20 protein-coding genes are annotated in these 23,337 nt (G+C 62.5%); 13 read left to right on the top strand and 7 right to left on the bottom strand.

The window, feature by feature from the left end:
- Nucleotides 1-42 precede the first annotated feature (42 nt).
- From H281_RS0110675 to H281_RS0110695, 5 genes are all read right to left on the bottom strand, one after another.
- The gene (locus tag H281_RS0110675) at nucleotides 43-915 is read right to left on the bottom strand and encodes a ferritin family protein (RefSeq protein ID WP_027780097.1); all 873 of its coding nucleotides are present in this window, start codon (nucleotides 913-915) and stop codon (nucleotides 43-45) included.
- Between the two features lie 588 nt (nucleotides 916-1,503).
- Complete coding sequence (locus H281_RS0110680; RefSeq protein ID WP_020067102.1) at nucleotides 1,504-2,382, bottom strand: PhaM family polyhydroxyalkanoate granule multifunctional regulatory protein; 879 nt, start codon at nucleotides 2,380-2,382, stop codon at nucleotides 1,504-1,506.
- 119 nt (nucleotides 2,383-2,501) lie between these two features.
- Nucleotides 2,502-3,353 carry an enoyl-CoA hydratase/isomerase family protein gene (locus H281_RS0110685; protein WP_020067103.1) on the bottom strand — a complete coding sequence of 284 codons (852 nt, stop codon included), beginning with the start codon at nucleotides 3,351-3,353 and terminating at the stop codon, nucleotides 2,502-2,504.
- Nucleotides 3,354-3,389: 36 nt separating this feature from the next.
- Complete coding sequence (locus H281_RS0110690) at nucleotides 3,390-4,658, bottom strand: ABC transporter substrate-binding protein (protein WP_020067104.1); 1,269 nt, start codon at nucleotides 4,656-4,658, stop codon at nucleotides 3,390-3,392.
- Nucleotides 4,659-4,781: 123 nt separating this feature from the next.
- Entirely contained in the window at nucleotides 4,782-5,765 is a 984-nt protein-coding gene (locus H281_RS0110695) for a fumarylacetoacetate hydrolase family protein (RefSeq protein ID WP_020067105.1), read from the bottom strand.
- A 161-nt stretch (nucleotides 5,766-5,926) separates the two neighbouring features.
- Here H281_RS0110695 and H281_RS0110705 point away from each other — a divergent pair, with 161 nt between their 5' ends.
- The 7 genes from H281_RS0110705 (at nucleotide 5,927) to H281_RS0110735 (ending at nucleotide 14,190) form a co-directional block, all read left to right on the top strand.
- Nucleotides 5,927-6,844 (top strand): IclR family transcriptional regulator, encoded by a 918-nt coding sequence (locus H281_RS0110705; protein WP_020067107.1) that lies wholly within the window; start codon nucleotides 5,927-5,929, stop codon nucleotides 6,842-6,844.
- A gap of 61 nt (nucleotides 6,845-6,905) precedes the next feature.
- Nucleotides 6,906-8,180 (top strand): DUF3108 domain-containing protein, encoded by a 1,275-nt coding sequence (locus H281_RS0110710; RefSeq protein WP_020067108.1) that lies wholly within the window; start codon nucleotides 6,906-6,908, stop codon nucleotides 8,178-8,180.
- A 200-nt stretch (nucleotides 8,181-8,380) separates the two neighbouring features.
- The gene (locus H281_RS0110715; RefSeq protein WP_020067109.1) at nucleotides 8,381-9,169 is read left to right on the top strand and encodes an alpha/beta fold hydrolase; all 789 of its coding nucleotides are present in this window, start codon (nucleotides 8,381-8,383) and stop codon (nucleotides 9,167-9,169) included.
- 118 nt (nucleotides 9,170-9,287) lie between these two features.
- A complete protein-coding gene (locus H281_RS0110720) occupies nucleotides 9,288-9,545 on the top strand; it encodes a BTH_I0359 family protein (RefSeq protein ID WP_013337859.1) in 258 nt (85 codons plus the stop codon).
- 391 nt (nucleotides 9,546-9,936) lie between these two features.
- Nucleotides 9,937-11,007, top strand: coding sequence for a homocysteine S-methyltransferase family protein (locus H281_RS0110725; protein ID WP_020067110.1), 1,071 nt, complete (start codon nucleotides 9,937-9,939; stop codon nucleotides 11,005-11,007).
- A 76-nt stretch (nucleotides 11,008-11,083) separates the two neighbouring features.
- Nucleotides 11,084-13,810, top strand: a complete 2,727-nt coding sequence (gene metH / locus H281_RS0110730) for a methionine synthase (RefSeq protein ID WP_277394737.1) — start codon at nucleotides 11,084-11,086, stop codon at nucleotides 13,808-13,810.
- Between the two features lie 173 nt (nucleotides 13,811-13,983).
- Nucleotides 13,984-14,190 (top strand): hypothetical protein, encoded by a 207-nt coding sequence (locus H281_RS0110735; protein ID WP_020067112.1) that lies wholly within the window; start codon nucleotides 13,984-13,986, stop codon nucleotides 14,188-14,190.
- 175 nt (nucleotides 14,191-14,365) lie between these two features.
- On the opposite strand, the gene H281_RS0110740 is transcribed toward H281_RS0110735, so the two are convergent.
- Nucleotides 14,366-14,692, bottom strand: a complete 327-nt coding sequence (locus H281_RS0110740; RefSeq protein WP_020067113.1) for a DUF1840 domain-containing protein — start codon at nucleotides 14,690-14,692, stop codon at nucleotides 14,366-14,368.
- A 432-nt stretch (nucleotides 14,693-15,124) separates the two neighbouring features.
- Here H281_RS0110740 and argS point away from each other — a divergent pair, with 432 nt between their 5' ends.
- The 6 genes from argS to H281_RS0110780 all read left to right on the top strand — a co-directional run bounded on the left by argS (nucleotide 15,125) and on the right by H281_RS0110780 (nucleotide 22,095).
- Nucleotides 15,125-16,927, top strand: coding sequence for an arginine--tRNA ligase (gene argS / locus H281_RS0110750; protein ID WP_020067115.1), 1,803 nt, complete (start codon nucleotides 15,125-15,127; stop codon nucleotides 16,925-16,927).
- Nucleotides 16,928-16,988: 61 nt separating this feature from the next.
- The gene (locus H281_RS0110755) at nucleotides 16,989-17,816 is read left to right on the top strand and encodes an SPOR domain-containing protein (protein ID WP_027804483.1); all 828 of its coding nucleotides are present in this window, start codon (nucleotides 16,989-16,991) and stop codon (nucleotides 17,814-17,816) included.
- 185 nt (nucleotides 17,817-18,001) lie between these two features.
- Nucleotides 18,002-18,640 carry a thiol:disulfide interchange protein DsbA/DsbL gene (locus H281_RS0110760; RefSeq protein ID WP_020067117.1) on the top strand — a complete coding sequence of 213 codons (639 nt, stop codon included), beginning with the start codon at nucleotides 18,002-18,004 and terminating at the stop codon, nucleotides 18,638-18,640.
- A 16-nt stretch (nucleotides 18,641-18,656) separates the two neighbouring features.
- Nucleotides 18,657-19,430, top strand: a complete 774-nt coding sequence (locus tag H281_RS0110765; RefSeq protein WP_020067118.1) for an SDR family oxidoreductase — start codon at nucleotides 18,657-18,659, stop codon at nucleotides 19,428-19,430.
- A gap of 3 nt (nucleotides 19,431-19,433) precedes the next feature.
- Nucleotides 19,434-20,252, top strand: coding sequence for a cobalamin-binding protein (locus tag H281_RS0110770; protein WP_020067119.1), 819 nt, complete (start codon nucleotides 19,434-19,436; stop codon nucleotides 20,250-20,252).
- Between the two features lie 256 nt (nucleotides 20,253-20,508).
- Nucleotides 20,509-22,095 carry an ABC transporter substrate-binding protein gene (locus H281_RS0110780; protein ID WP_020067120.1) on the top strand — a complete coding sequence of 529 codons (1,587 nt, stop codon included), beginning with the start codon at nucleotides 20,509-20,511 and terminating at the stop codon, nucleotides 22,093-22,095.
- Between the two features lie 85 nt (nucleotides 22,096-22,180).
- Here H281_RS0110780 and H281_RS0110785 read toward each other — a convergent pair whose 3' ends face one another.
- Nucleotides 22,181-23,251, bottom strand: coding sequence for an MBL fold metallo-hydrolase (locus tag H281_RS0110785; RefSeq protein ID WP_020067121.1), 1,071 nt, complete (start codon nucleotides 23,249-23,251; stop codon nucleotides 22,181-22,183).
- Between the last annotated feature and the right edge of the window lie 86 nt (nucleotides 23,252-23,337).

Here is a 23,337-nt window from a genome sequence, read left to right on the forward strand (position 1 = left end):
GCATCATGCGCGACCCGCGAACCCGGATTCACGAGGCTCCATTCAAGCCGGCTGTTCGGCCGACTTCTGGTCGGCCTGCAGCCGCGTCACCACTTCCTTGCGATAACGGTTCAGTTCCTGCGCGGTAGTGAACGTGCGCTCGAACAGCAGCGACAGGTTATGCAGAATGCGCTCGACAACCTTCTTTTCCCAACCGTCGTCGAAACGGATCTGCTCGTCGAGCCAGCGTTCGAGCCATTCCGGATCGGGCAGGCGCGACTGGATCGTGTCGCGCGGGAACAATGCCTGATTGACGTGCAGATTCGTGGGATGCAACGGCTTTTCCGTGCGACGCGCCGACGCCATCAGCACACCGATCTTTGCAAAAGCGGCTCGCGCGATGTCGCCGGTTTGCACCATGGCTTTCTTCATGTAGCGCAGGTAAGCGCCGCCATGCCGCGCCTCGTCGCGCGAGATGGTTTCGTAGATGTGCTTGATGACCGGCTCGGTGTGCCATTCGGCAGCGCGGCGATACCAGTGATTCAGGCGGATTTCGCCGCAGAAGTGCAGCATCAGCGTTTCAAGCGGCGGCGCCGGGTCGAATTCGAAGCGCACGGCGTGCAGCTCTTCTTCGGTGGGGCACATTTCCGGCTTGAAGCGGCGCAGATATTCCATCAGCACCAGCGAATGCTTCTGTTCTTCGAAGAACCACACGCTCATGAACGCGGAGAAATCGCTGTCGTGATGGTTGTCACGCAGAAACATTTCCGTGGCGGGCAGCGCCGACCATTCGGTGATCGCGTTCATCTTGATCGTCGCGGCCTGCTCGTCGGTCAATAGCGATGCATCGAACTTGTCCCAGGGAATGTCTTTCTCCATGTCCCATCGAACGGATTCGAGCGATTTATAAAGTTCCGGGTAAAGCATGGTGTTCATAGTCCCACCCCTGTTCTGCACATACTGTGTGTGTCTGTCACTACTACGTGTAGCACTTTCCTGACCACGAACGAAACGCGCCGGGTGCTTTACCCGAATGCCGCGCCGTTCGCCGGCCAAGCCTTCAATTTTACGCGGTAACCGGCCGCCTGGATGCACGGGCAGCGAAGAAGTCCGGGCGCTCGCGCGAGGAGCGGCTAACGCAAAGTTACACGCTCGGGTCACGCATTGCGCGGCCAACCATGGGTGAGGGATACCCTATGCCTGAGGTCGAGCCAGTTTGCGATGAAAACCGCACCGTCCAGCCCTGCGCCGGTGATGCCGGCGGTGAATGGAGCCTGGGCGACTGGTTGGTTGTTTTCAGCGCGCGCCCAAAACCAAACAAATGCCTTCCAATGATAGCACGCTGACTTCCTCAAACCCGCGCGATAGCGGACGCAATTCCGATGCCTGGTTGACCTGTCTCAACGACTGTGCAATCGGCGGAGTGTGGCTTGCGACGGGGTCAAAACGGTGACAGCCGGCGATTTTTCTGCCCAGTTGCCCCGACAATCGGCCCGGCTGCCGCCCGCCTCCCGCTGCGCATCGTCACAGGGATTTTTTTGGCGGCTTCGACCCGCTGCTGGCCGTACCAGCCGCTGCGCGCTTTGTGGTTGACGGCGCGCGCTTCGCCGCTGGCCGCTTCGCCGCAGACTGGCCAGCAGATCCAGCGCCTTCAGCCGAACTTGCAGACGCTGCGGCGGCTTCGTCCTCGGGCGACGGTCGCGGTACATCGGTCGCCCCGCCAACTGCCTCGCCCGCCTCGTCGGCAGCGTCCTCGTCAGTCTCGGCTTGTGCGCCGCTATTCTCGGCCGCTCCCGCAGCGCTCGCGGTCGGCTGAGTCATCGCGAATTGCGCGATCTGGTTGAATTGCGATTGCAGCAGGTTCCACCATGCCGATGCGTCGAATGGAGGAGTGGCAGGTGCGCCTTCCTCGTCGCCCGACGCTTCAGCGGTAGCCGAGTTTTCAGCCGAAGCCGCCGGCTCCGGGTGAGGCCAGCCGCTCGTTGGCGACGGACTCGGCGCGGGGGCCGGCGCTGGCGACGCTGCCGCCGCCGGCTGACTCATCGATTGCTGTGCAAACGCGCCGAATGCACGCAGCGTCGCAAGCGTCGCGCGCTGCACTTCGAGCGCCTGAATCGCGGATTGCAACATGCTCAGGTTCAGCTTGAGCCATTGCTCGACCGCGCGCATGTCGGTGATGCGCTTATCGAGTTCTTCGACGTTGGTAAGCGGCGCCATCATGTCGGACATCATCGACAGCGACGGACCCATGCCCGCGCCCATGCCCGCGCCCGATGGTGCGCCGGAGAACGCGGAGCCGAACGGCGACATGCGCATCATGCCCCACATGTGTTCCAGCATTTCGGCGGGCGGAAAACCGGGGAAGCCAGGGAACGGCGGCGTTGAACCAGATGTGTCAGTCATGCTTGTCGCCTCGCTGCATTAACAAAAAAGCGCGGAAAGAAAAACGCGAACCGGAGAGCGCATCGAGCGCGCCTGAAGCCGATCATACAGCGCGGTACATCAGAATCGCGCTGCATCCGTTACGGTGCGCGCCAAGGGTCTGCGCCGCCGAAATCCGGCGCACGCCGCTCGCGCAGCGAGGTCACGCCTTCACGCACGTCCGGCCCGGCGAATCCCATGAACTCCAGCGCAAGCGACGCATCGAAAGCGGGCCCTGCCGAGCGCAGCCAGTTGTTCAACGCATACTTCGTCCAGCGGATCGCGGTTTGCGAACCGTGTGCGAGCTTCTGCGCGACTTCAAATGCTTTCGGCAGCAGATCGTTTTCGTCGACCGCAAGCGACACGAGCCCGATTCTCTCCGCCTCCGTGCCGCTCACCGGCTCGCACAGCATCAGGTAGTACTTGGCCTTCGCCATGCCGCACAGTAGCGGCCAGACGATCGCCGCGTGATCGCCGGCGGCTACGCCGAGCCGTGTGTGCCCGTCGATAATGCGCGCAGTCTTCGACGCGATCGAAATATCGGCAAGCAGACCCGCGACCAGACCCGCGCCGACGGCCGGACCGTGCATCGCCGAGACGATCGGTTTGCTGCAGTTGATAACGTTGTAGACCAGATCGCGAGCCTCGCGCCACACGCGCGCGCGCACGTCGAAGTCGGTAGCCATGTCTTCGACCAGTTGCAGATCGCCACCCGCCGAGAAGCCCTTGCCCTCGCCGCGAATGATAGCGACGCGCGTGTCTGGATCGCGGTCGATGTCGCGCCAGATTTCCGCGAGTTCGTAATGCATGCGCGCGTCGGCGGTAGCAAGCGCGCTTCTGTTCGCGCCTTCGCCGCTCATCACCACTTCGAGTACGCCGTGCGGACGGCGATGCAACTTGAGCGACTGGTAACGTGCGTAGAACGCATCGTTGGTGTGAGGTTGTTCAGTCATGGTGATCTATCCGTGGGTGCGTGATGCGCGCATCGCTTAACGCGGCTGATAAACCCATTTGCCGCTGCTGATTTCGACCATGACGCGCGCACGTTGGTCGAGCCCCAGGTGGTCCCCGGCGCTCATGTTGACGACGCCGTTGGTATCCGCGAGACCGCGCGTGCCTTCGAGTGCGTCGCGCAACGCACGGCGAAATTCCGGCGTGCCCGGCGCTGCTGTTTTCAACGCGATCGGCACGGCATGGCTGAGCAACATGCCCGCGTCCCACGTGTAGGAGCCGAATGCCGAGACGCTGCCAGGCCCACGCAGCGCTTCGAAGCGCGCGATGTAATCGAGCGCGAGGCGCTTCGCCGGATGATCCGCAGGCAATTGCGCCGCGACCAGCACTGGGCTTGCTGGCAGGAAGGTGCCGTTGCAATCGGCGCCGCACACGCGCAGGAAGTCGTTATTGCCCACGCCGTGGTTGTGATAGATCAGCCCTTTATAGCCGCGTTCGCGCAGTGTCTTCGGCGGTAGCGCCGCGGGCGTGCCGGCCGCGCCCACCACCACTGCATCGGGATGCGTTGCGAGGATTTTCAGCACCTGCCCCGTCACGCTCGGATCGGTGCGATTGAACCGCTCGCTCGCCACCATCTGCATGTGATGAAGCTGCGCGAACTTCGCGACTTCGGCATAGAAGGTCTCGCCGAGCGCATCGGCCTGACCGATGAACGCGACAGTTTTCACTCCGCGTGTGCTTGCATGCTCGGCAATTGCCGAAGCCATCATCGCATCCGTTTGCGGAGTCTTGAAGACCCAATGGCGCTTGGCATCAACGGGTTCAATGATTTTCGCCGACGACGCAAGCGAGATCATCGGCGTAGTTCCGTCGGCGACCACGTCGATCATTGCCAGCGAGTTCGGCGTAATGGACGAACCGATGATCGCGTCGACATGATTTTCGGAGATCAGCTTCTTGGTGTCCTGGACAGCCTGGGTCGTGTCCGACGCATCGTCGAGCACGATGTATTCGACGCTCTGGCCGCCGATCTGTTTCGGCAACAACGTCGCCGTATCGCGCGCGGGAATGCCGAGCGACGCGGCCGGCCCGGTCAGCGAGAGCACGAGCCCGATCTTCACCTGAGCCAGCGCCGCCGCGGGCGACAGGCATACAAGCGCCGTACACAATGCGGCGACACGAGCCGCGGCTCTGGCGAGCCGCCTGCTCAGCTTCAGTTCTTCCCGCTCCTCCAGCCATGCGCTCGCATGCAGACCACGCGCGCATGCGCTCCCCAATCCCGCGTCAATCGATCCAGCTCGCCGCATGGTGTCTCCTCACATGAGTTTTTCGTTTTGATTTACCGCCGATGCCGCCGCGCCAGTCAGTGTAGCGGCGCGCGATGGCAGCGGCATCGGGCGAAACCCTTTCGGACGATGCGCCGTACCGCTTCAGTCGAGCGGTGCGATGCTCTGCTCGATGGAGCCGAAAATCGACTTGCCCGCTTCATCGAACATTTCGATCTTCACCGTGTCGCCGTACTTCATGAACTCGGTCTGCGGCGCGCCATGCTCGATCGTTTCGAGGCAGCGTTTTTCGGCGATACAGCAGTAGCCGCGCTTCGCGTCCTTGTTGGAGACCGTGCCCGACCCGACAATCGCGCCCGCTCGCAAATTGCGCGTTTTCGCAGCATGCGCGATCAGCTGGCCGAAGTGGAACACCATGTCCGTGCCGGCGTCTGGCTGGCCGACTTTCTTGCCGTTCCAATGGACGATCATCGGCCGGTGCACGCGACCTTCGCGCCAGTGTTCGCCGAGTTCGTCGGGCGTCACGGCGACCGGTGCGAACGAAGAGGCCGGCTTGCTCTGGAAAAACCCGAAGCCCTTCGCGAGTTCGGCGGGAATCAGGTTGCGCAGCGAGACGTCGTTGACGAGCGTGATCAGACGCACGCTTTTGAGCGACTGCTCGGGCGTCGCGCCCATCGGCACGTCCGTGGTGATAACCGCAACCTCTGCCTCGAAGTCGATGCCGAACGCTTCGGATGCACAGACCACGTCGTCTTCCGGACCGATGAAGTCGTCGCTGCCGCCCTGGTACATCAGAGGATCGGTCCAGAATTCGGGCGGCATCTCCGCGCCGCGCGCGCGCCGCACGAGTTCGACGTGATTCACATACGACGAACCGTCCGCCCATTGGAAAGCGCGGGGCAGCGGCGCCATGCAGTCGCTTGCGTCGAACGAAAACGTATTCCGCGCGCGCCCCTGATTGAGCGCGTCGTACAGGTCGTGCAGTTGCGGCGCGTAGAAGGTCCAGTCGTCGAGCACGCGCTGCAACGTGGGCGCGATCGCGTCGGCAACGGCCGCCGTGTGCAGGTCGCGGGACACGACAATCAGTTGGCCGTCGCGCGTGCCGTCTTTCAGCGTGGCAAGTTTCATGGATGATGAACCGGGTTAGTGACGATAGAGGGAATCTATTCTACGATGGTGAATCGGCGCAGCCCAAGCCCGCCTTGCCGAAACGGCTGTCAGGCGTATCGCGCGGGCTCTGCGGCCGGCTTTCTTTCACCGCTTCTGAACGCGCTTCGCGCGCCTTGCTCATGCCGAACACTGCCCGCTCCGGCGCAATTCCTAACCGCGCCGACGCCGTCGCCGACGCCGCCGAAGCATCCGACATCGACGACGAGACCGCCGAAACCACCGACGCTGCCGACGCCGCCGACGCCGGTGAGGAAAAGCTGCGCTCGGGCATCCAGTCGATCGAAGTCGGCTTCAGGCTGCTCGACGTGCTGACCCGCGAACCGCGCGCCATGATGCTGCGCGATCTCGCGCAGCGCGCCGGCATGAGCCCTGCGAAAGCCCACCGCTATCTGGTGAGCTTTTTACGTCTAGGCGTCGTGTCGCAAGACCCGCTCTCGGGTCGATACGAGCTGGGCGGCTTCGCGTTGCAACTCGGGCTCGCGCGGCTTGCTCGCGTCGACGGCGTGAAGCTCGCGCGGATCGCGCTCGCCGAACTGCGGGACCGGCTGGATCTGACTGTGGGCATCGCCGTGTGGGGCAATCAGGGGCCGACCATGGTTCACTGGATGGAATCGAGCCATCCGGCGAAGGCGTCGTTGAAACTCGGCGACGTGATGCCGCTCCTCAGTTCCGCCACGGGCCTGCTCTTTGCGGCCTATCTGCCCGCGGGCAAGACCGGCGCAATGCTGGAGCGCGAACTGGCCGACACCCGCCGCTCGTCGCATCTAGGCGTGCCGCGTACCCGCGAAGAAGTCGAAAGGGTGCTGGCGGACGTGCGCGAGCATGAAGCGGCGCGCGTCGAAGGCATGTTGCTGCCGACCATTCACGCGTTCTGCATGCCGGTGTTCGATTCGACGGGCGAACTGGCGCTCGGCCTCGTCGCGCTCGGTCACGAAGGCGCGTTCGACATTGGCTGGGGCGGCGAAATCGACACGGCGCTGCGTGAATGTGCGCAAAAGCTGTCGTACGAGCTGGGGTATAGTCCGACGCCGCGTTAAGGCTCCCCGCCGCATCCATTCATTCGCACTTTGCGCCCGCACTGCACGCATTCAATCGCCGATGGCCCTACCTTCCACCGCACGCCGGTCCGATCTGACGCTCGCTGACGAGCCGCGTGTCCGTTGGCGTACGTGGCGCTGGATCGCGGTCCTGCTCGTGGTCGGCGTTCTTCACTGGATCGCCGCGCAATGGGTCGAGCGCCACCGCGCGACGCTGAATCCATCCGACGACGAACATGTCCCGGTGCAGGTTGCGCTTCTTAAACCGGAACGTATCGAGCGCAATCCGGCTGCCACGGCCCCGGCTGCCCCCGCGCCCGAGCGAAAACGCAAGCCCGTCACCGGCAAGCCGCGCGAGCATGTGTTGACCGCGTTGCGACCGGCCGAAAAGCCCACAGTCGACGCCACTATTGCCGCATCGGACCCCTCCGCCAGCGCGCCTGTCGCAAACGTGGCGCCGGCGAGCGCCGCAAACGCCACGCCCGCAAGCGCGACGGCAAGCGCAGCGCAGGCCGCGCCAGCGGCGCCCGGCGTCAAGTTCTCGGTCCCGCCGTCCGGCGAACTTCAGTACGACACGTTTTACAACGGCGTGCGAAACCAGCCCGGCACGATCCATTGGACCAGCAGCGCGCAAAGTTACGAAATGGTGGTTTCGGTGCCCTTACCTTTTGTCGGCACCTTCGTGTATTCGAGCCATGGCCGTATTGATGCATTCGGCCTCGCTCCCGAGCAATACGTGGAAAAGCGCGGTCGCCGCGTGGAAGATGTTTCTATCTTCAACCGCGCCGACAAAAAGATCGCCTTCACGCGAACGCCCGCCACACTGCCATTGCCCGACGGCGCGCAGGACCGCTTCAGCATGATCATGCAACTGGCGAGCCTGGTGCGCGGCGACCCCGATGCCTACAAGCCGGGCGTGACGCGCCAGTTCTTCGTGGTAGACAGCGACAGTGGTGAAAACTGGCCGGTCGAGACTATTGGCGACGAAACCATCCGCACCGCGCAGGGCTACCTGCAAACGCGTCATTTCAAGCGGCTGCCGCGCCGCCAGGGCGACCAGCGCCGCATCGACGTATGGCTCGCGCCTTCGCTCGGCTGGCTGCCCGCGCGACTCGTGCAGACGGAGCCGAACGGCACGCAGTTCGAACTGGTGTGGCGCGGCAAGATCAGTGTCGATAACAACGCGGGCTCGTCCGATATATCTCCGGGTGCCTCCCCTTCAGCCGCGCCGACAGCCGCCTCCGACGCAGCGCCAGCCGCGCCGCTGGCATCGCCGCCAGGCCCGGCTGTCAATTCGACCGGTGCCGACGACACTTCCGGCAACATCAAGCCCTGATACAAAGCCCGCCGGCACCGGCGGCGATGCGGGCATGCACTCGAATAGTGCCTCGCGCATACTCGCGAAACTTCCGTCTCGATGCCGACTCTGCATCATCTGATGCAACCGTTGGCGGGCCGCAGACGTATCTGCGTATATGCGCATACACGTCAGGCCTCGACCAATTCTTCCACTGCGATCCCCTTGAAGGAGCCCGCATGCAAGTGAACATCAACGGAATCGAGACGCGCTACGTGCTGAGCAATGAAGGCGGCGGCCCCTGGCTTACGTTCATTCATCAACTTGGCGGCGATCTGTCCGTGTGGGACCAGCTCGCAGGCTATTTTCGCGACGACTATACGGTTCTGCGCTACGACGTGCGGGGTCACGGCCAAACGGAATTGTCAAAAGAGCCGTTCTCGGTTGGCGATCTTGCCGGCGACCTTGCCGCGCTGCTCGATGCGCTGGGTGCGCCGAGCACGCACCTCGTAGGTATGTCGATGGGCGGCATGATCGCGCAGCAGTTCGCGCTTGACCACTCGTCCCGTGTGGACTCGCTCACCATTGCCGACAGCGTTGCCGCGAATCCGCCAGAGGCCCGCGCCACATGGGACCAGCGCGCCGCCAGCGCCCGCCGGGACGGCATGGCGCCGCTTGCGGCCGCCACGCTCGAACGCTGGCTGACCGAGGATTTTCGGGTTGCGCATCCCGAAGCAGTGGAGCCGATCCACGAGGCGCTGACCCGCACGTTGCCAGAAGGCTACGCCATGGCGTGCGAAGCGCTGCGCGAGTTCGACGTACGCGGTAAGCTGGGAGCGATTCACTGTCCAACCCTGGTCGTGGCAGGGCGCCACGATACGGGCACGCGGCCTGCTGCTAGTCAGGAGATAGCAGATGCCATTGAAGGCGCTCACTTCGAATTGCTCGACGCCGCTCACCTTGCGCCAGTCGAGCAGTCTCAACGTTTTGCCGCACTGCTTGAAACGTTTCTTGAAAGGCCGGTCTAACCGGTAGGTTCGGAACTTTTACAAGCGTCAATCCGGACCCACCCCTTGAATTCCACACCATAAGCTCCACGTATGGCGCAGGAATGGCCAGGAGCCAACGGAAATAAGGAGTGTCGCCATGCAAATGATCTACAACAGCCCTAACTATTGTGTCGTCGAATTTCCGCCGCAAGAAGGCCCGCTGGCCATGAAATCGGGTGGCTACGAGATCGTCGACAAAAACATGCAGCGTGAAATTTACATTGACGGTGCAATGGCGGCGCGGTTTCGCGAGAACGTGCAAAAGCTGATCGAAGAAGAACCGTCGCTAGACGAAGTCGACGAATTCCTCGGCCAGTTCGACAGCCTGATGCATCAGCCGGTAATCCTCCACTGACCTCAAGGTCTCGCCGACGTTCTCGGCGGCAGGACCGTTTGTATAGTTTTCACGTATTTGGCGACATATATCGACCACGCCGTCCGGCACCGCCGGCGGCCTTCACAAGATGGTCGGCAATGATGAAAGCGGTTCAGTGGGCTCAGCCTGCTGAACCGTTTTTCTTTTTGTGGTGTTCCCTTCGCCGCGACGTGTTGCGCTCGTGTTGCGGTTTCGTCCAGTGGGATTCGCGCGCAGCAGTGCGTTGCGTGGTCTCTCAGGTCTTTGTCGACCTGAATTGCGCCTCACGCGACATCCAGTCAGCGCCACGCCGCCCGCGCCCCGGCGAATTAGCCCGGCTACGGCTACAATGACTGGTTCCCGAAAAAGCCGGCGCAAGCCCTTGTCCGCCATGAACCAGCCTGCCCAAACTGCCAAGCCTGTCCGTCCCGAGCTCGCCTATACCCGCGGCACGGCGCTGCCCGCGCTGCTCAAGTCGCGCATTCTGATTCTGGACGGCGCAATGGGCACGATGATCCAGCGCTACAAGCTCGACGAAGCGCGCTATCGCGGCGAGCGTTTCAAGGACTACGGGCGCGACATCAAAGGCAACAACGAACTGCTGTCCATCACGCAGCCGCAGATCATCAGCGAGATTCACGAGCAGTATCTGGCTGCGGGCGCCGACATTATCGAGACGAACACGTTCGGCGCGACCACGGTCGCGCAGGCGGACTACGGCATGGAAGCGCTTGCAGTCGAAATGAATCTGCAATCTGCAAAGCTCGCGCGCGCCGCATGCGACAAGTATTCGACGCCGGACAAGCCGCGCTTTGTAGCAGGCGCGATCGGACCGACGCCGAAGACCGCGAGCATTTCGCCCGACGTGAACGATCCCGGCGCGCGCAACGTCACGTTCGACGAACTGCGCGCGGCCTATTACGAGCAGGCAAAGGCGCTGCTAGAAGGCGGCGCGGACCTGTTTCTCGTCGAAACCATCTTCGACACGCTCAATGCGAAGGCCGCGCTTTTCGCGCTCGACGAACTGTTCGAAAACACCGGCGAACGTTTGCCGATCATGATCTCCGGCACGGTCACCGACGCCTCGGGGCGCATTCTCTCGGGTCAGACCGTCGAGGCATTCTGGAACTCGCTGCGGCATGCAAAGCCGCTCACGTTCGGTTTGAACTGCGCGCTGGGCGCGGCGTTAATGCGCCCTTACATCGCCGAACTTGCAAAGCTCTGCGACACGTATGTGTCGTGCTATCCGAACGCGGGCTTGCCGAATCCAATGAGCGATACGGGCTTCGACGAATTGCCGGCCGACACGTCCGGACTGCTCAAGGAATTCGCCGAAGCGGGTCTCGTGAACATCGCGGGCGGCTGCTGCGGTACGACGCCGGAGCACATCGCTGCGATAGCCAAGGCGCTCGCCGAAGTGAAGCCGCGCAAATGGCCGACGCAGTATCGCGACGCCGCTTGAGCGGCGTCCAGGCAGACGCAACGCAGACACACCGCAGACGCAACCGAGCCGCACCTAACGCACGCAATCGACTCGCATATACGCCATGACAGATCACACCATGCGCCTTGCCGGCCTAGAGCCGTTCAACGTCACGTCCGGGACGCTTTTCATCAACGTTGGTGAACGAACCAACGTGACAGGATCGAAGGCGTTCGCACGAATGATCCTGAACGACCAGTTCGACGAAGCCATTGCCGTCGCGCGCCAGCAGGTGGAAAACGGCGCGCAGGTGATCGACGTGAACATGGACGAGGCGATGCTCGACTCCAAAGCGGCGATGGTCCGCTTCATGAATCTGATCGCGTCGGAGCCGGACATCGCGCGCGTGCCGATCATGATCGACTCGTCGAAGTGGGAAGTGATCGAAGCCGGTCTGAAGTGCGTGCAAGGCAAGGCGATCGTCAACTCCATCTCGCTCAAGGAAGGCGAAGAAGCGTTCCGCCATCACGCGAACCTAATTCGCCGCTACGGCGCGGCCGCCGTCGTCATGGCTTTCGACGAGCAGGGCCAGGCCGACACGTTCGAGCGCAAGACGCAGATCTGCAAGCGCTCGTACGACTTCCTCGTGAACGAAGTGGGCTTTCCGCCGGAAGACATTATCTTCGACCCGAACATCTTCGCGATTGCCACCGGCATCGAAGAACACAACAACTACGCGGTCGATTTCATCAACGCGACGCGCTGGATCAAGGAAAACCTGCCGTACGCGAAGGTGAGCGGCGGCGTGTCGAACGTGTCGTTCTCGTTTCGCGGCAACGATCCGGTGCGCGAGGCGATTCACACCGTGTTCCTGTATCACGCAATTCAGGCCGGCATGGACATGGGCATCGTCAACGCGGGGCAGCTCGGCGTGTATGCCGACCTCGATCCGGAACTGCGCGAACGCGTCGAAGACGTGGTCCTGAACCGTCGCCCGGACGGCACCGACCGCCTGCTCGAAATCGCCGACAAATTCAAGACCGGCGCGGCGAAGAAAGAAGAGAACCTGGAGTGGCGTAACCAGCCCGTCGAGAAGCGCCTGTCGCATGCGCTCGTGCATGGCATTACGAACTTCATCGTCGAAGATACCGAGGAAGTGCGCGCGAAGATCGCGGCCGCAGGCGGCCGTCCGATCAACGTGATCGAAGGCCCGCTGATGGACGGCATGAACATCGTCGGCGACCTGTTCGGTCAGGGCAAGATGTTCCTGCCGCAGGTCGTGAAGTCGGCCCGCGTAATGAAGCAGGCGGTTGCGCACCTGATCCCGTTCATCGAAGAAGAAAAGAAGCAACTTGCGGCTGCGGGCGGCGACGTGCGCGCGAAGGGCAAGATCGTCATTGCGACCGTCAAGGGCGACGTGCACGACATCGGCAAGAACATCGTGTCGGTGGTGCTTCAGTGCAATAACTTCGAAGTGGTCAACATGGGCGTGATGGTTCCGTGCAACGACATTCTCGCGAAGGCGAAGGTCGAAGGCGCGGACATCATCGGACTCTCCGGACTGATCACGCCGAGTCTCGAAGAAATGGCCTACGTCGCGTCGGAAATGCAGCGCGACGACTATTTCCGCGTGAAGAAGATTCCGCTGCTGATCGGCGGCGCGACCACCTCGCGCGTGCACACCGCAGTGAAGATTGCGCCGCATTACGAAGGCCCCGTGGTGTATGTGCCGGACGCGTCGCGTTCGGTGTCCGTCGCGTCGAGTCTGCTGTCTGACGAAGGCGCGACAAAGTATCTCGACGAATTGAAGTCCGACTACGAGCGCATTCGCAATCAGCACGCGAACAAAAAGGCGCTGCCGATGGTCACGCTTGCCGAAGCCCGCGCGAACAAAACGCCGATCGACTGGAAAGGCTATCAGCCGGTCAAGCCGAAGTTCATCGGCCGGCGCGTGTTCAAGAACTTCGATCTGAACGAGCTGGCCAACTACATCGACTGGGGGCCGTTCTTCCAGACCTGGGACCTCGCCGGTCCTTATCCGGCGATTCTGAACGACGAGATCGTCGGCGAATCGGCGCGGCGCGTGTTTTCCGACGGCAAGTCGATGCTCGCGCGTCTGATCCAGGGTCGCTGGCTGCAGGCAAACGGCGTGATCGCGCTGCTGCCCGCCAACACGGTCAACGACGACGACATCGAAATCTACACGGACGAATCGCGCACCGAAGTCGCGCTCACCTGGCGCAACCTGCGGCAGCAAAGCGTGCGGCCGGTGGTAGACGGCGTGATGCGTCCGAACCGCTCGCTAGCCGATTTCATTGCGCCGAAAGACTCGGGCGTGGCGGACTACATCGGCATGTTCGCGGTCACGGCGGGTCTCGGCGTCGACGTGAAGGAAAAGCAGTTCGAAAAGGATCACGACGACTACAGCGCAATCATGCTGAAGGCGCTTGCCGACCGTTTCGCCGAAGCCTTTGCCGAAGCGCTGCATGCGCGGGTGCGGCGCGACCTGTGGGGTTACGCCAACACCGAAAACCTGTCCAGCGACGATCTGATCGCGGAAAAGTATCGCGGCATTCGCCCGGCGCCCGGCTATCCGGCGTGCCCGGACCATCTGGTGAAGCGTGACATGTTCGAGGTGCTGCAAGCGGGCGACATCGGCATGAGCGTGACCGAATCGCTTGCCATGCTGCCGGCGGCCAGCGTCTCCGGCTTTTATCTCGCACATCCGGACAGCACATATTTCTCCGTGGGCAAGATCGGCCAGGACCAGTTGGAAGATTACGCACAGCGAATGTCTCTTTCGAAGGCGGATGCCGAGCGGGCGTTGGCGCCGTTGCTCTAAGCCGGTGAGAGCCGATCTGCCGGCGTGGCGGGAAACCCACTATATCCGGCGAGAAAGACTGAATATTTGCGGCAACGTAATTTTCGGCTTTGTAGACTGAGGCGGCTTGACCCGCCAGACGCGGCTAAAACGCGTCGGCTTAACTAATTGCAACCGTCGACGGAGAAAATCCTATGAAGAAGCTGGTGCTGTTATTGACTGCTGTTTCGCTTGCCGCGGGCGCTTCGGCGGCGCTCGCGCAAACTGCCGCTCCCGGCGGTTCGAGCGCGGTCAGCTCGTACTCCCCGCCCACGGTCAAACACGTCAAGAAACCGAAGAAGCAAAAAATGAAGAAAGGTGAGTCAGCTCCCGCAGCCGCTCCGGCAGCCGCCAGTCAGTAAGCAGGCTGCACGGCCATAGCGCTTTCGGCCTCGCAACGAAAAAGAGCCCGCGTCGAGCGGGCTCTTTTTTCATTCAGACATGAGGCGCGGGCCGTCGGACACCAGGTCTACGGCAAATACAGCACGCGCATATCCCTCGCGATCCGATCGCAGTGGCGTGGCTCGCTCGCGAGAATCACAGTCCCCAAACAATGTCTGCGTTCTCTTTTTGCGCGGCGCGCAGCATGTCGAGGAACGGGTAAGCGCGCTGTGCGAGTCCAGGCGGAATCTCGTGATGCTCGTGGCCCTCTTCGCCTTCGTGGAAATGGCCGTCGTGCTCGGCGCGTTCCTGCTTGTCGAAGGTGATGGCCGCTTCGAGTTTGGTGATAGCGTCTGCGAGTTCGTCGTGAGTAATGACGCCTCGTTCACCTAGACGTTTGCCGACAATGCCGACCAGATGCTGTGCCAGATTATTGAGCATGATCACGTCTGGGCAAGCGCGACATTTGAAAGTAATCAGCATGACTGTTCCCTTTTTCGTTATGTTCGATTGACGCGCGAGCGGCGCTCAATGCAGCCGTCAGCGCGCGCTCCGTTAGCTCGCCAAAGAGACGCGGCGGCATCGGCCCTTGCTGGGCATCTGATTGAACATATTAGCACCTGCTAAAATCCGTCTGGACGGAAAAGCGCGCCTCGCGGCGCCGCGCGCACAGGTGCAAGCGGCGCAGCCAGCCCGGCCGGTTCGCGCCTGCATGCCGCCGCGCCCATGCCGTTGCAGGGCGCCGCGCAACGCGCTTATTGTGTTGCAGGCTGCGTGCCCGATGGCGCGTCCGTCATGCCGATGCGTTGACGAGCGAACCGCCGCTTTCCACGCTTCTGACGAATCGGCCGCGCCTGCCGCGCGGCCGGCGCCTCTTCCGCATCACCGGATTGCCTCACTGGACTCGCAACAAGCATGCTGCCCGCACATAAACATACTCTCGAAACACTGCTCGCCGACACGGTGAAGCAGGTAGCTCTTGCCACGCAAGGTGCGGCCGAAGCCGCGTTCGTGTCGCCCACCATCGCGCTGGAGCGACCCAAAGTCGCCGCCCACGGCGACGTCGCGTGCAATGTGGCGATGCAACTCGCCAAGCCGCTGCGCGCCAATCCGCGCCAGCTCGCGCAACAGATCGTCGACGCGCTGCTCGCGCAGCCGCAAGCGCACGGACTCATTGAAGCCGCCGAAGTCGCGGGTCCCGGCTTCATCAACCTGCGCCTCGCCGCCGCGGCGAAGCAGGCCGTGATTGCCGCCGTGCTCGCCGAGAAAGAAACGTATGGCCGCTCGCAACGCGACGCCGGCAAGCATGTGCTCATCGAATTCGTGTCGGCGAACCCCACAGGACCGCTGCACGTCGGCCACGGCCGCCAGGCCGCGCTCGGCGACGCGCTGTCGAACGTCCTCGCGTCGCAAGGCTGGGACGTGCATCGCGAGTTCTACTACAACGACGCCGGCGTGCAGATCGCAACGCTCGCGCTATCCACCCAGGCGCGCGCACGCGGTCTCGCTCCGGGCGACGAAGGCTGGCCGGCTTCGGCGTACAACGGCGAGTACATTGCCGACATCGCGAAAGACTATATGAACGGCGTCACGGTATCCGCGAGCGACGGTGAACCCGTCACCGGCGCGGGCGACGTCGAAAACCTCGACGCGATCCGCCGTTTCGCGGTCGCGTACCTGCGCCGCGAGCAGGACATGGACTTGCAGGCGTTCGGCGTGAAGTTCGACCAGTACTATCTGGAGTCGTCGCTTTATACCGAAGGCCGCGTGGAGAAGACCGTGCAGGCGCTGATCGCCGCGGGCAAGACCTACGAGCAGGAAGGCGCCCTCTGGCTGCGCACGACCGACGACGGCGACGACAAAGACCGGGTCATGCGCAAAACCGACGGCACGTACACGTACTTCGTGCCTGACGTCGCGTATCACGTCGCGAAGTGGGAACGCGGCTTCACGAAGGTCATCAACATTCAGGGCTCCGATCACCACGGCACGATCGCGCGTGTGCGCGCCGGCCTGCAAGGTCTCGGCATCGGCATTCCGAAAGGCTACCCGGACTACGTGCTGCACAAGATGGTTACGGTCATGCGCAACGGCGAAGAGGTGAAGATCTCGAAGCGCGCGGGCAGCTATGTGACGGTGCGCGATCTGATCGAATGGTCGGGCGGCGCGACGCCGGGGTCCGAAGCCGCTGTCGATCTGATCGACGAAGAAACGATTCGCCGTGGCCGCGACGCTGTTCGCTTCTTCCTGATTTCGCGCAAGGCGGATACGGAGTTCGTCTTCGACATCGACCTCGCGTTGAAACAAAATGACGAAAACCCCGTGCACTACGTGCAGTATGCACATGCCCGGATCTGCTCCGTGATAGCCGAATGCAAGGCCCGCTACAGCGGCGATCAAAGTACTGACGAAAGCGCGCTTGCCGGCGTCGACCTCGCGCCGCTCACGAGCGAGCGCTCAATGGCCTTGCTGAACAAGCTCGCCGAGTTCCCGGACATGCTTCAACATGCCGCCGACGAACTCGCGCCGCACGCGGTCGCGTTCTATCTGCGCGACCTCGCCGGGGAATTCCACTCGTTCTACAATGACAGAGCCGAGCGCGTGCTGGTCGACGATGCCGCCGAACGCAATGCACGCATCGCGCTGCTGGCGGCCACGCGTCAGGTGCTCGCCAACGGTCTTGCGATCATCGGCGTCTCCGCTCCAGTCAAGATGTAAGTCCTCCGGCGCAACATGTATGCGGCCGTCGTTATAATCGGCGGCCGTTCCAGGATTCTTTTTGCAGGTAATTCGTACGATGGCAAAACCACGCCGCACAACAAAGCAATCGAAGCAAACCGGGGGCACTTTTCTCGGCGTCGTGCTGGGCCTGATCGTCGGCCTTGCGATCGCGGTAGTGGTGGCGCTTTATATCACCCGTGCGCCTACGCCGTTCGTCTCGAAGGTGGCGCCGCCTGCTGCATCCGATTCGAGCGCGAGCCAGGCGCAATACGATCCGAACCGTCCGCTGCAAGGCAAGACGCCGGGGCAGCCGGTGCCGCAAGCGGCACAACCCGCGCCGCCGAATACCGCGCCTGGCCAGACCAACTCGCAGACGCAGTCGGGCATGCTGGAACAGCCTCAGATCATCGAAGTGCCGCCGACCATCGGCAATAATCCGAACGCCAACGCGAACGGCACCGCGGTCGCTCCGAAGCCGGCTCAGGATAACGGCAGCAGCACCACCGCCGCCGCGCCCGCGAAGAAGCCGCAAGCGACCAGCGCGCCGGCAGCCACGGCCGCGGGTTCGGCGCCGAAAAGCACGTCGTCGGCCACGGCCGCAAATGGCAAACCGGGTTCGGGCGCAGCCCCGGCGCCGGGCGACGCGAACACCGGCTACTTCCTGCAAGTGGGCGCGTACAAGACCGCTGCCGACGCCGAACAGCAACGCGCGCGTCTCGCATTCCAGGGATTCGAGTCGAAGGTCACGCAGCGCGATGCGGGCGGCGTCACGTACTATCGCGTACGTATCGGACCGTTTTCGAAGTTCGAGGACATGAACGCGAACCGCCAGCGCCTGTCGGACGCGGGCGTGGACACAGCGGTCATCCGTTTCACCAAACAATAAACAGCGAGCGATCCGCCGGCTGCGCCGCCGCCGAACTATCGGTGTGCGGCGCCGGTCACAGGAATCGCAAGCAAGATAAGCATGATTGAGCACGACGGACGATAGAACCGTCGAACGCCGATTTAAAAACGGTGACGGGCATTTGCGTGGCGCCACTGTTTTACGCCTACCTGGGTCAACAAAACATGAAAAAACTGCTGAGCATTCTGTTCCTCTCGCTTGGGCTCGTTGCCGCCACGGCGCACGCATCGCCGACGGCGCCGGTCGCGGGCAAGGACTACACGGTGTTGCCGAGCGCGCAGCCCACCGACGTGCCCGCCGGCAAGATCGAAGTCACCGAATTCTTCTGGTACGGCTGCCCGCACTGCAACGAATTCAACCCGTACCTCGAAGCATGGGTGAAGAAGCAAGGTGCCGACGTGGTGTTCAAGCGCGTGCCGGTTGCCTTCCGCGACGACTTCATTCCGCACTCCAAGATGTATCACGCGCTCGACGCACTGGGTCTCGCCACGCAACTCACGCCGAAAGTCTTCAACGAAATCCACGTCAATAAAAACTATCTGCTGACGCCCGAAGATCAGGCCAAATTCCTCGCGAAGAACGGCGTCGATCCGAAGAAGTACATGGACGCGTACAACTCTTTCTCGACGCAAAGCGCGTTGCAGAAAGACAAGAAGCTGCTTGAGGACTACAAGATCGACGGCGTGCCGACTATCGCAGTCCAGGGCAAGTATGAAACCGGCCCGGCCGCCACCAATAGCCTGCCTGGCACCGTGCAGGTGCTCGACTACCTGGTCCAGCAGGTTCGCGCAAAGAAGATGTAAAACCCGAGGCGCCGGAATGAGTTCACCGTTGAAAGTTTTCATTACCGGCGCGTCAAGTGGAATCGGCCTCGCGCTCGCCGCCGAATATGCGCGGCGCGGCGCGATTCTCGGCCTCGTTGCCCGCCGCGGCGACGCCCTTGCTGCCTTCCAGCGGTCTCATCCGCAGAACCCCATTTCCATCTATTCCGTCGACGTCCGCGACGCCGAGGCGCTCGCCGATGCCGCCGCGCAATTCATCGCGCAGCACGGCGTGCCGGACATCGTGATCGCCAATGCAGGCGTGAGCCGCGGCGCGGTCACCGGACAAGGCGATCTGCGCACGTTCCGCGAAGTGATGGACGTCAACTACTTCGGCGTGGTCGCCACATTCGAGCCGTTCGCCGCGCCCATGATCGCGGCCAGGCGCGGAACGCTGGTCGGCATTGCCAGCGTAGCAGGCGTGCGCGGCTTGCCCGGCTCGGGTGCGTACAGCGCGTCGAAAACCGCGGCGGCGAAGTATCTCGAAGCATTGCGCGTCGAGATGCGTCCGCTCGGCGTCGGCGTGGTCACGATCGCGCCTGGCTATGTCCGCACGCCGATGACCGCGCACAATCCGTACAGCATGCCCTTCCTGATGGACGCCGATCGTTTTGCCGCTAAGGCCGCGCGTGCGATCGAGCGTCGCACGGCTTACGCTGTGTTCCCTTGGCAGATGCGCGTGGTGGCGATGCTGTTGCACGTAGCGCCACGCTGGCTCTATGACCGCGTGTTCGAACGCGCGCCGCGCAAGCCGCGCGCCGTCGCCGAGTAAATCATGTCACTGCGTGCGGTCGATGCAACCGGCGTCGCGCACGAGAAAGCGGGTGCCGGCGCGCGCATCGTCTCGCTGGTGCCGAGCATCACCGAATTGCTGTTTGCTCTCGGCCTCGAACCGCAGATCGTCGGGCGCACCGGCTTTTGCGTGCATCCGCGCGACAAGGTTCGCAACGTGCCCAAGGTCGGCGGCACGAAAGCGGTGAATATCGAAACGATTCGTGCGCTGCAACCTACGCATCTGATCGTCAATATCGACGAGAACGAGCGCGACACCGTTGAGCAGTTGCGCGCGATCGTGCCGCATGTCGTCGTCACGCATCCGCAGACACCGCACGACAACCTTTCGCTCTACGCGCTGCTGGGCGCGATTTTCGATCGGGATAAAGAAGCGCAGCGTCTCGCCGCAATGCTTGAAGCGCGTCTGCGCGAGGCCGCCTCACGCGCGTTTGCTGCGCAGAACGTGCTGTATCTGATCTGGCGCGAACCATGGATGACCGTTGCGCGCGACACTTACATTTCCGCGATGCTGCGCCTCGTGAACTGGCACACGCTGCCCGACGTGCAAGGCGGAGCCGCGGGCGCGGCCCGTTATCCGGCGCTCGATTTCGACCGCTCGCCGTGGCTTGCCGGCGTCGACCGTATTCTGCTTTCAAGCGAGCCATATCGCTTCACGCAAGCTCATTGCGATGCGCTCAAAAGCGATCCGCGTATGGCCGGCAAACGCATTGAGTTGATCGATGGCGAGATGGTGTCGTGGTACGGCGTGCGCGCTATCGACGGTATCGCTTATCTAATGAAGCAGGCCGCGTCTGAGTGAACCCGCGGCGCTGATTCCATATGAATATGCGGATTATGTTGTTGTCGTCGCAACGGCCCTTCGATAAGCTTTCGCGAAGGCCGGCGCGCGCCTGGTCCGTCAGTTGATCACCTGGTTGATCGCGACTGATGCCGGTCATGCGCGAGCGCTGGAAACGTATCAAAATGAAGTCGACGGCCACGCCGCAGTCGCCCGTCAACGGAACATAACCAGAAACCAGACGCACTGCCTGACTGCGCTTGTTATCGGAGATCTTATGCGCTTCAAACTGCTCGCAGCCGCCGTACTGGTCACAGCGCCCGCGCTCGTGCTCGCCAAACCGCTGACCGTCTGCACCGAGTCGAGCCCCGACGGCTTCGATGTCGTGCAGTTCAACTCGCTCGTCACGACGAATGCGTCGGCTGACGTGATTTTCAATTCGCTGGCCTCATACGACGAAGCCGCAAAGAAAGTGGTGCCGTCGCTGGCCGACAAATGGGACGTGAGCGCGGACGGCCTCACCTACACGTTCCACCTGCGCCCGAACGTGCAGTTTCAGACCACCGACTACTTCAAGCCGAGCCGGCCGCTGAACGCCGACGACGTCGTCTTCACGTTCGACCGCATGCTGAACGACAGCAACCCGTGGCACAAGGTGGCGGGCGCGAGCGGCTTCCCGCATGCTCAGTCGATGGGATTGCCGAAGCTCATCAAGTCGATCAGCAAGGTCGACGACAACACCGTCAAGTTCGAACTTAACGCACCGGACGCGACCTTCGTGTCGATCCTCACCATGGGCTTCGCTTCGATCTATTCCGCCGAGTACGCGGATCAGTTGCTCAAGGCCGGCAAGCAGGTCGATCTGAACTCGAAGCCTATCGGCACGGGTCCGTTCGAACTGAAGAGCTACACGAAAGACGCGGTGATCCGTTATGACGTGAATCCGTCCTACTGGGGCACGAAACCGAAGATCGACCGTCTGATCTACGCAATTACGCCAGACGCCACGGTGCGCGCGCAGAAGGTGAAGGCGGGCGAATGCCAGATTGCGTTGTCGCCGAAGCCGCAGGATCTTGCCGACGCAAAGGGCGACAAGTCGCTCGCCATTGTGCAAACGCCTGCATTCATGACCGCGTTCGTCGCGTTGAACACGCAGAAAAAGCCGCTCGACAATCAGAAAGTGCGCGCCGCTTTGAACATGGCGTTCGACCGCACCACGTATCTGAAGACCGTCTTCGACAACACTGCGACGCCGGCGGTCAATCCCTATCCGCCGAATACGTGGAGCTATGACAAGGCTGTGAAGCCGTGGCCGTACGATCCCGCGAAGGCCAAAAAGCTGCTCGCCGACGCGGGCTATCCGAACGGCTTCGAAACGACGATCTGGGTACGCCCGAACGGCAGCGTGCTGAATCCGAATCCGAAGGCCGGCGCCGAACTGCTTCAGGCGGACTTCGCCAAGATCGGCGTGAAGGCGGACGTGAAAGTGATTGAATGGGGCGAACTGATCAAGCAGGCCAAGCAGGGCCAGCATGATTCGCTATTCATGGGCTGGGCCGGCGACAACGGCGACCCGGACAATTACCTGTCGCCGCTCTTTAGCTGCAATGCGGTGAAGTCGGGCATCAACTTCGCGCGCTTCTGCAATGAGGATCTCGACAAGCTCATCGCCGACGGCAAGTCCACGCCCGATCAGGCCAAACGCGCGAAGGCGTATCAGGCCGCGCAGCAGATCATCCACGATCAGGCGCTGTGGATTCCGCTCGGCTATCCGACTGCCGCGGCTATCACGCGAACCAACGTGAGCGGTTATCACGTGAGTCCGTTTGGACGACAGAACTTTGGAACGGTGGCCGTGCAGTAGTCACTCGCTGCGCTTTGAAGCGTAAAAAAAGCCCGGATGCGAAAGCACCGGGCTTTTTTGTCGGCGTCTCAAACTTGGCGAACCATCACGCCGAAAAGCGCATCACTCCATCCGCATCCAGCCTGCGCTTTAGCGCGCCCGCCAGCCACAGCAGATGCAAGTGCGCGAGCGCCTCGCCCATCGCGAACGTCAACTGGTGGATATCGAGCTCGCGCTTGAACATTAGCGGAACGATATCTGCCGCGCTTTGCGGTTTTTGCGCACACGCCTCGCGAACTTCGGCGAGACGCGCATCGTGATGTTCGCGCAGCTGCCTCACGCGCGTACGCACGCCGCGAAACGGCTTGCCATGCGACGGCAGCGCGAGCGTGTCTTCGGGCATTGCTTCGTAGCGCGCAAGCGATTCCAGATACAGCGCGAGCGGCGAGCCCTCCGGCTCCATCGCGAAGACCGACACGTTTGTCGATATGCGCGGCAAAACCATGTCGCCGGAGATCAGCACGCCGATCTCCTCGCAATGCAACGCGCAATGCTCCGGCGAGTGACCGAAGCCCGTCACCACGCGCCACGTCTTGCCACCGATCCTGACGGCATCCGCTTCGCGCAAGCGCCGGTATTGGTCGGGGACTTCAGGCACCAGGTTCGCGTAATAGCTTTGTCGGCTGCGCAGCTTGTCGAGCGACGCCTCGTCGGTCACGCCATGCAGCGCGAAGTGGCGCGCAGCGCCCTCGCCGCCCGCGTTCGAGCCGTCGCCCGCCGCCATCACGCGAGCCTGCATATATTCGCCGAGCGTCATCCATAGCCGGGCGTCCCAGCGCTTCTTGTCACCGCCGCTGCAAATCCAGTGCGCGAGACCGACGTGGTCCGGATGGCAATGCGTGACGATCACGCGCAGCACCGGCAAACCGCCGAGCACGGACTCGAACACTGTCTCCCAGTTTTCCTTGATCGCGTCGGACGCGATTCCGCAGTCGACCACCGTCCATCCGTCCTGACCGTCGATCTGATCGCGCAGCAGCCAGAGATTGATATGGTCGAGCGCAAACGGCAGCGGCATCCGCACCCAGAAGACGCCGGGCACGACTTCCTGCGCGTGGCCGGGTTCGGGCAATGTGTCTTTGAACGGATAGTCGAGTTGATGTTCGAGCGCATTCATTTCGGATGTCTTCCTCCACGCGTTCCGCGTACTTGCCGCAGGTTGCATTCAACCCAAGTTGACGATAACGTAAACGTCGATTCTAT

This window comes from Paraburkholderia caledonica (assembly GCF_000383275.1).
Taxonomy (GTDB): domain Bacteria; phylum Pseudomonadota; class Gammaproteobacteria; order Burkholderiales; family Burkholderiaceae; genus Paraburkholderia; species Paraburkholderia caledonica.

Bases quoted from the DNA above. Each gene is read 5' to 3' on its own strand.
- H281_RS0110705 (WP_020067107.1), top strand. From the start codon at position 5,927: ATGCCGAACACTGCCCGCTCCGGCGCAATTCCTAACCGCGCCGACGCC.
- H281_RS0110675 (WP_027780097.1), bottom strand. From the start codon at position 915: ATGAACACCATGCTTTACCCGGAACTTTATAAATCGCTCGAATCCGTT.
- H281_RS0110710 (WP_020067108.1), top strand. From the start codon at position 6,906: ATGGCCCTACCTTCCACCGCACGCCGGTCCGATCTGACGCTCGCTGAC.
- H281_RS0110740 (WP_020067113.1), bottom strand. From the start codon at position 14,692: ATGCTGATTACTTTCAAATGTCGCGCTTGCCCAGACGTGATCATGCTC.
- H281_RS0110780 (WP_020067120.1), top strand. From the start codon at position 20,509: ATGCGCTTCAAACTGCTCGCAGCCGCCGTACTGGTCACAGCGCCCGCG.
- H281_RS0110715 (WP_020067109.1), top strand. From the start codon at position 8,381: ATGCAAGTGAACATCAACGGAATCGAGACGCGCTACGTGCTGAGCAAT.
- H281_RS0110725 (WP_020067110.1), top strand. From the start codon at position 9,937: ATGAACCAGCCTGCCCAAACTGCCAAGCCTGTCCGTCCCGAGCTCGCC.
- H281_RS0110680 (WP_020067102.1), bottom strand. From the start codon at position 2,382: ATGACTGACACATCTGGTTCAACGCCGCCGTTCCCTGGCTTCCCCGGT.
- H281_RS0110770 (WP_020067119.1), top strand. From the start codon at position 19,434: ATGTCACTGCGTGCGGTCGATGCAACCGGCGTCGCGCACGAGAAAGCG.
- H281_RS0110765 (WP_020067118.1), top strand. From the start codon at position 18,657: ATGAGTTCACCGTTGAAAGTTTTCATTACCGGCGCGTCAAGTGGAATC.
- H281_RS0110690 (WP_020067104.1), bottom strand. From the start codon at position 4,658: ATGCGGCGAGCTGGATCGATTGACGCGGGATTGGGGAGCGCATGCGCG.
- H281_RS0110685 (WP_020067103.1), bottom strand. From the start codon at position 3,353: ATGACTGAACAACCTCACACCAACGATGCGTTCTACGCACGTTACCAG.
- H281_RS0110720 (WP_013337859.1), top strand. From the start codon at position 9,288: ATGCAAATGATCTACAACAGCCCTAACTATTGTGTCGTCGAATTTCCG.
- H281_RS0110735 (WP_020067112.1), top strand. From the start codon at position 13,984: ATGAAGAAGCTGGTGCTGTTATTGACTGCTGTTTCGCTTGCCGCGGGC.
- argS (WP_020067115.1), top strand. From the start codon at position 15,125: ATGCTGCCCGCACATAAACATACTCTCGAAACACTGCTCGCCGACACG.
- H281_RS0110695 (WP_020067105.1), bottom strand. From the start codon at position 5,765: ATGAAACTTGCCACGCTGAAAGACGGCACGCGCGACGGCCAACTGATT.
- H281_RS0110785 (WP_020067121.1), bottom strand. From the start codon at position 23,251: ATGAATGCGCTCGAACATCAACTCGACTATCCGTTCAAAGACACATTG.
- H281_RS0110760 (WP_020067117.1), top strand. From the start codon at position 18,002: ATGAAAAAACTGCTGAGCATTCTGTTCCTCTCGCTTGGGCTCGTTGCC.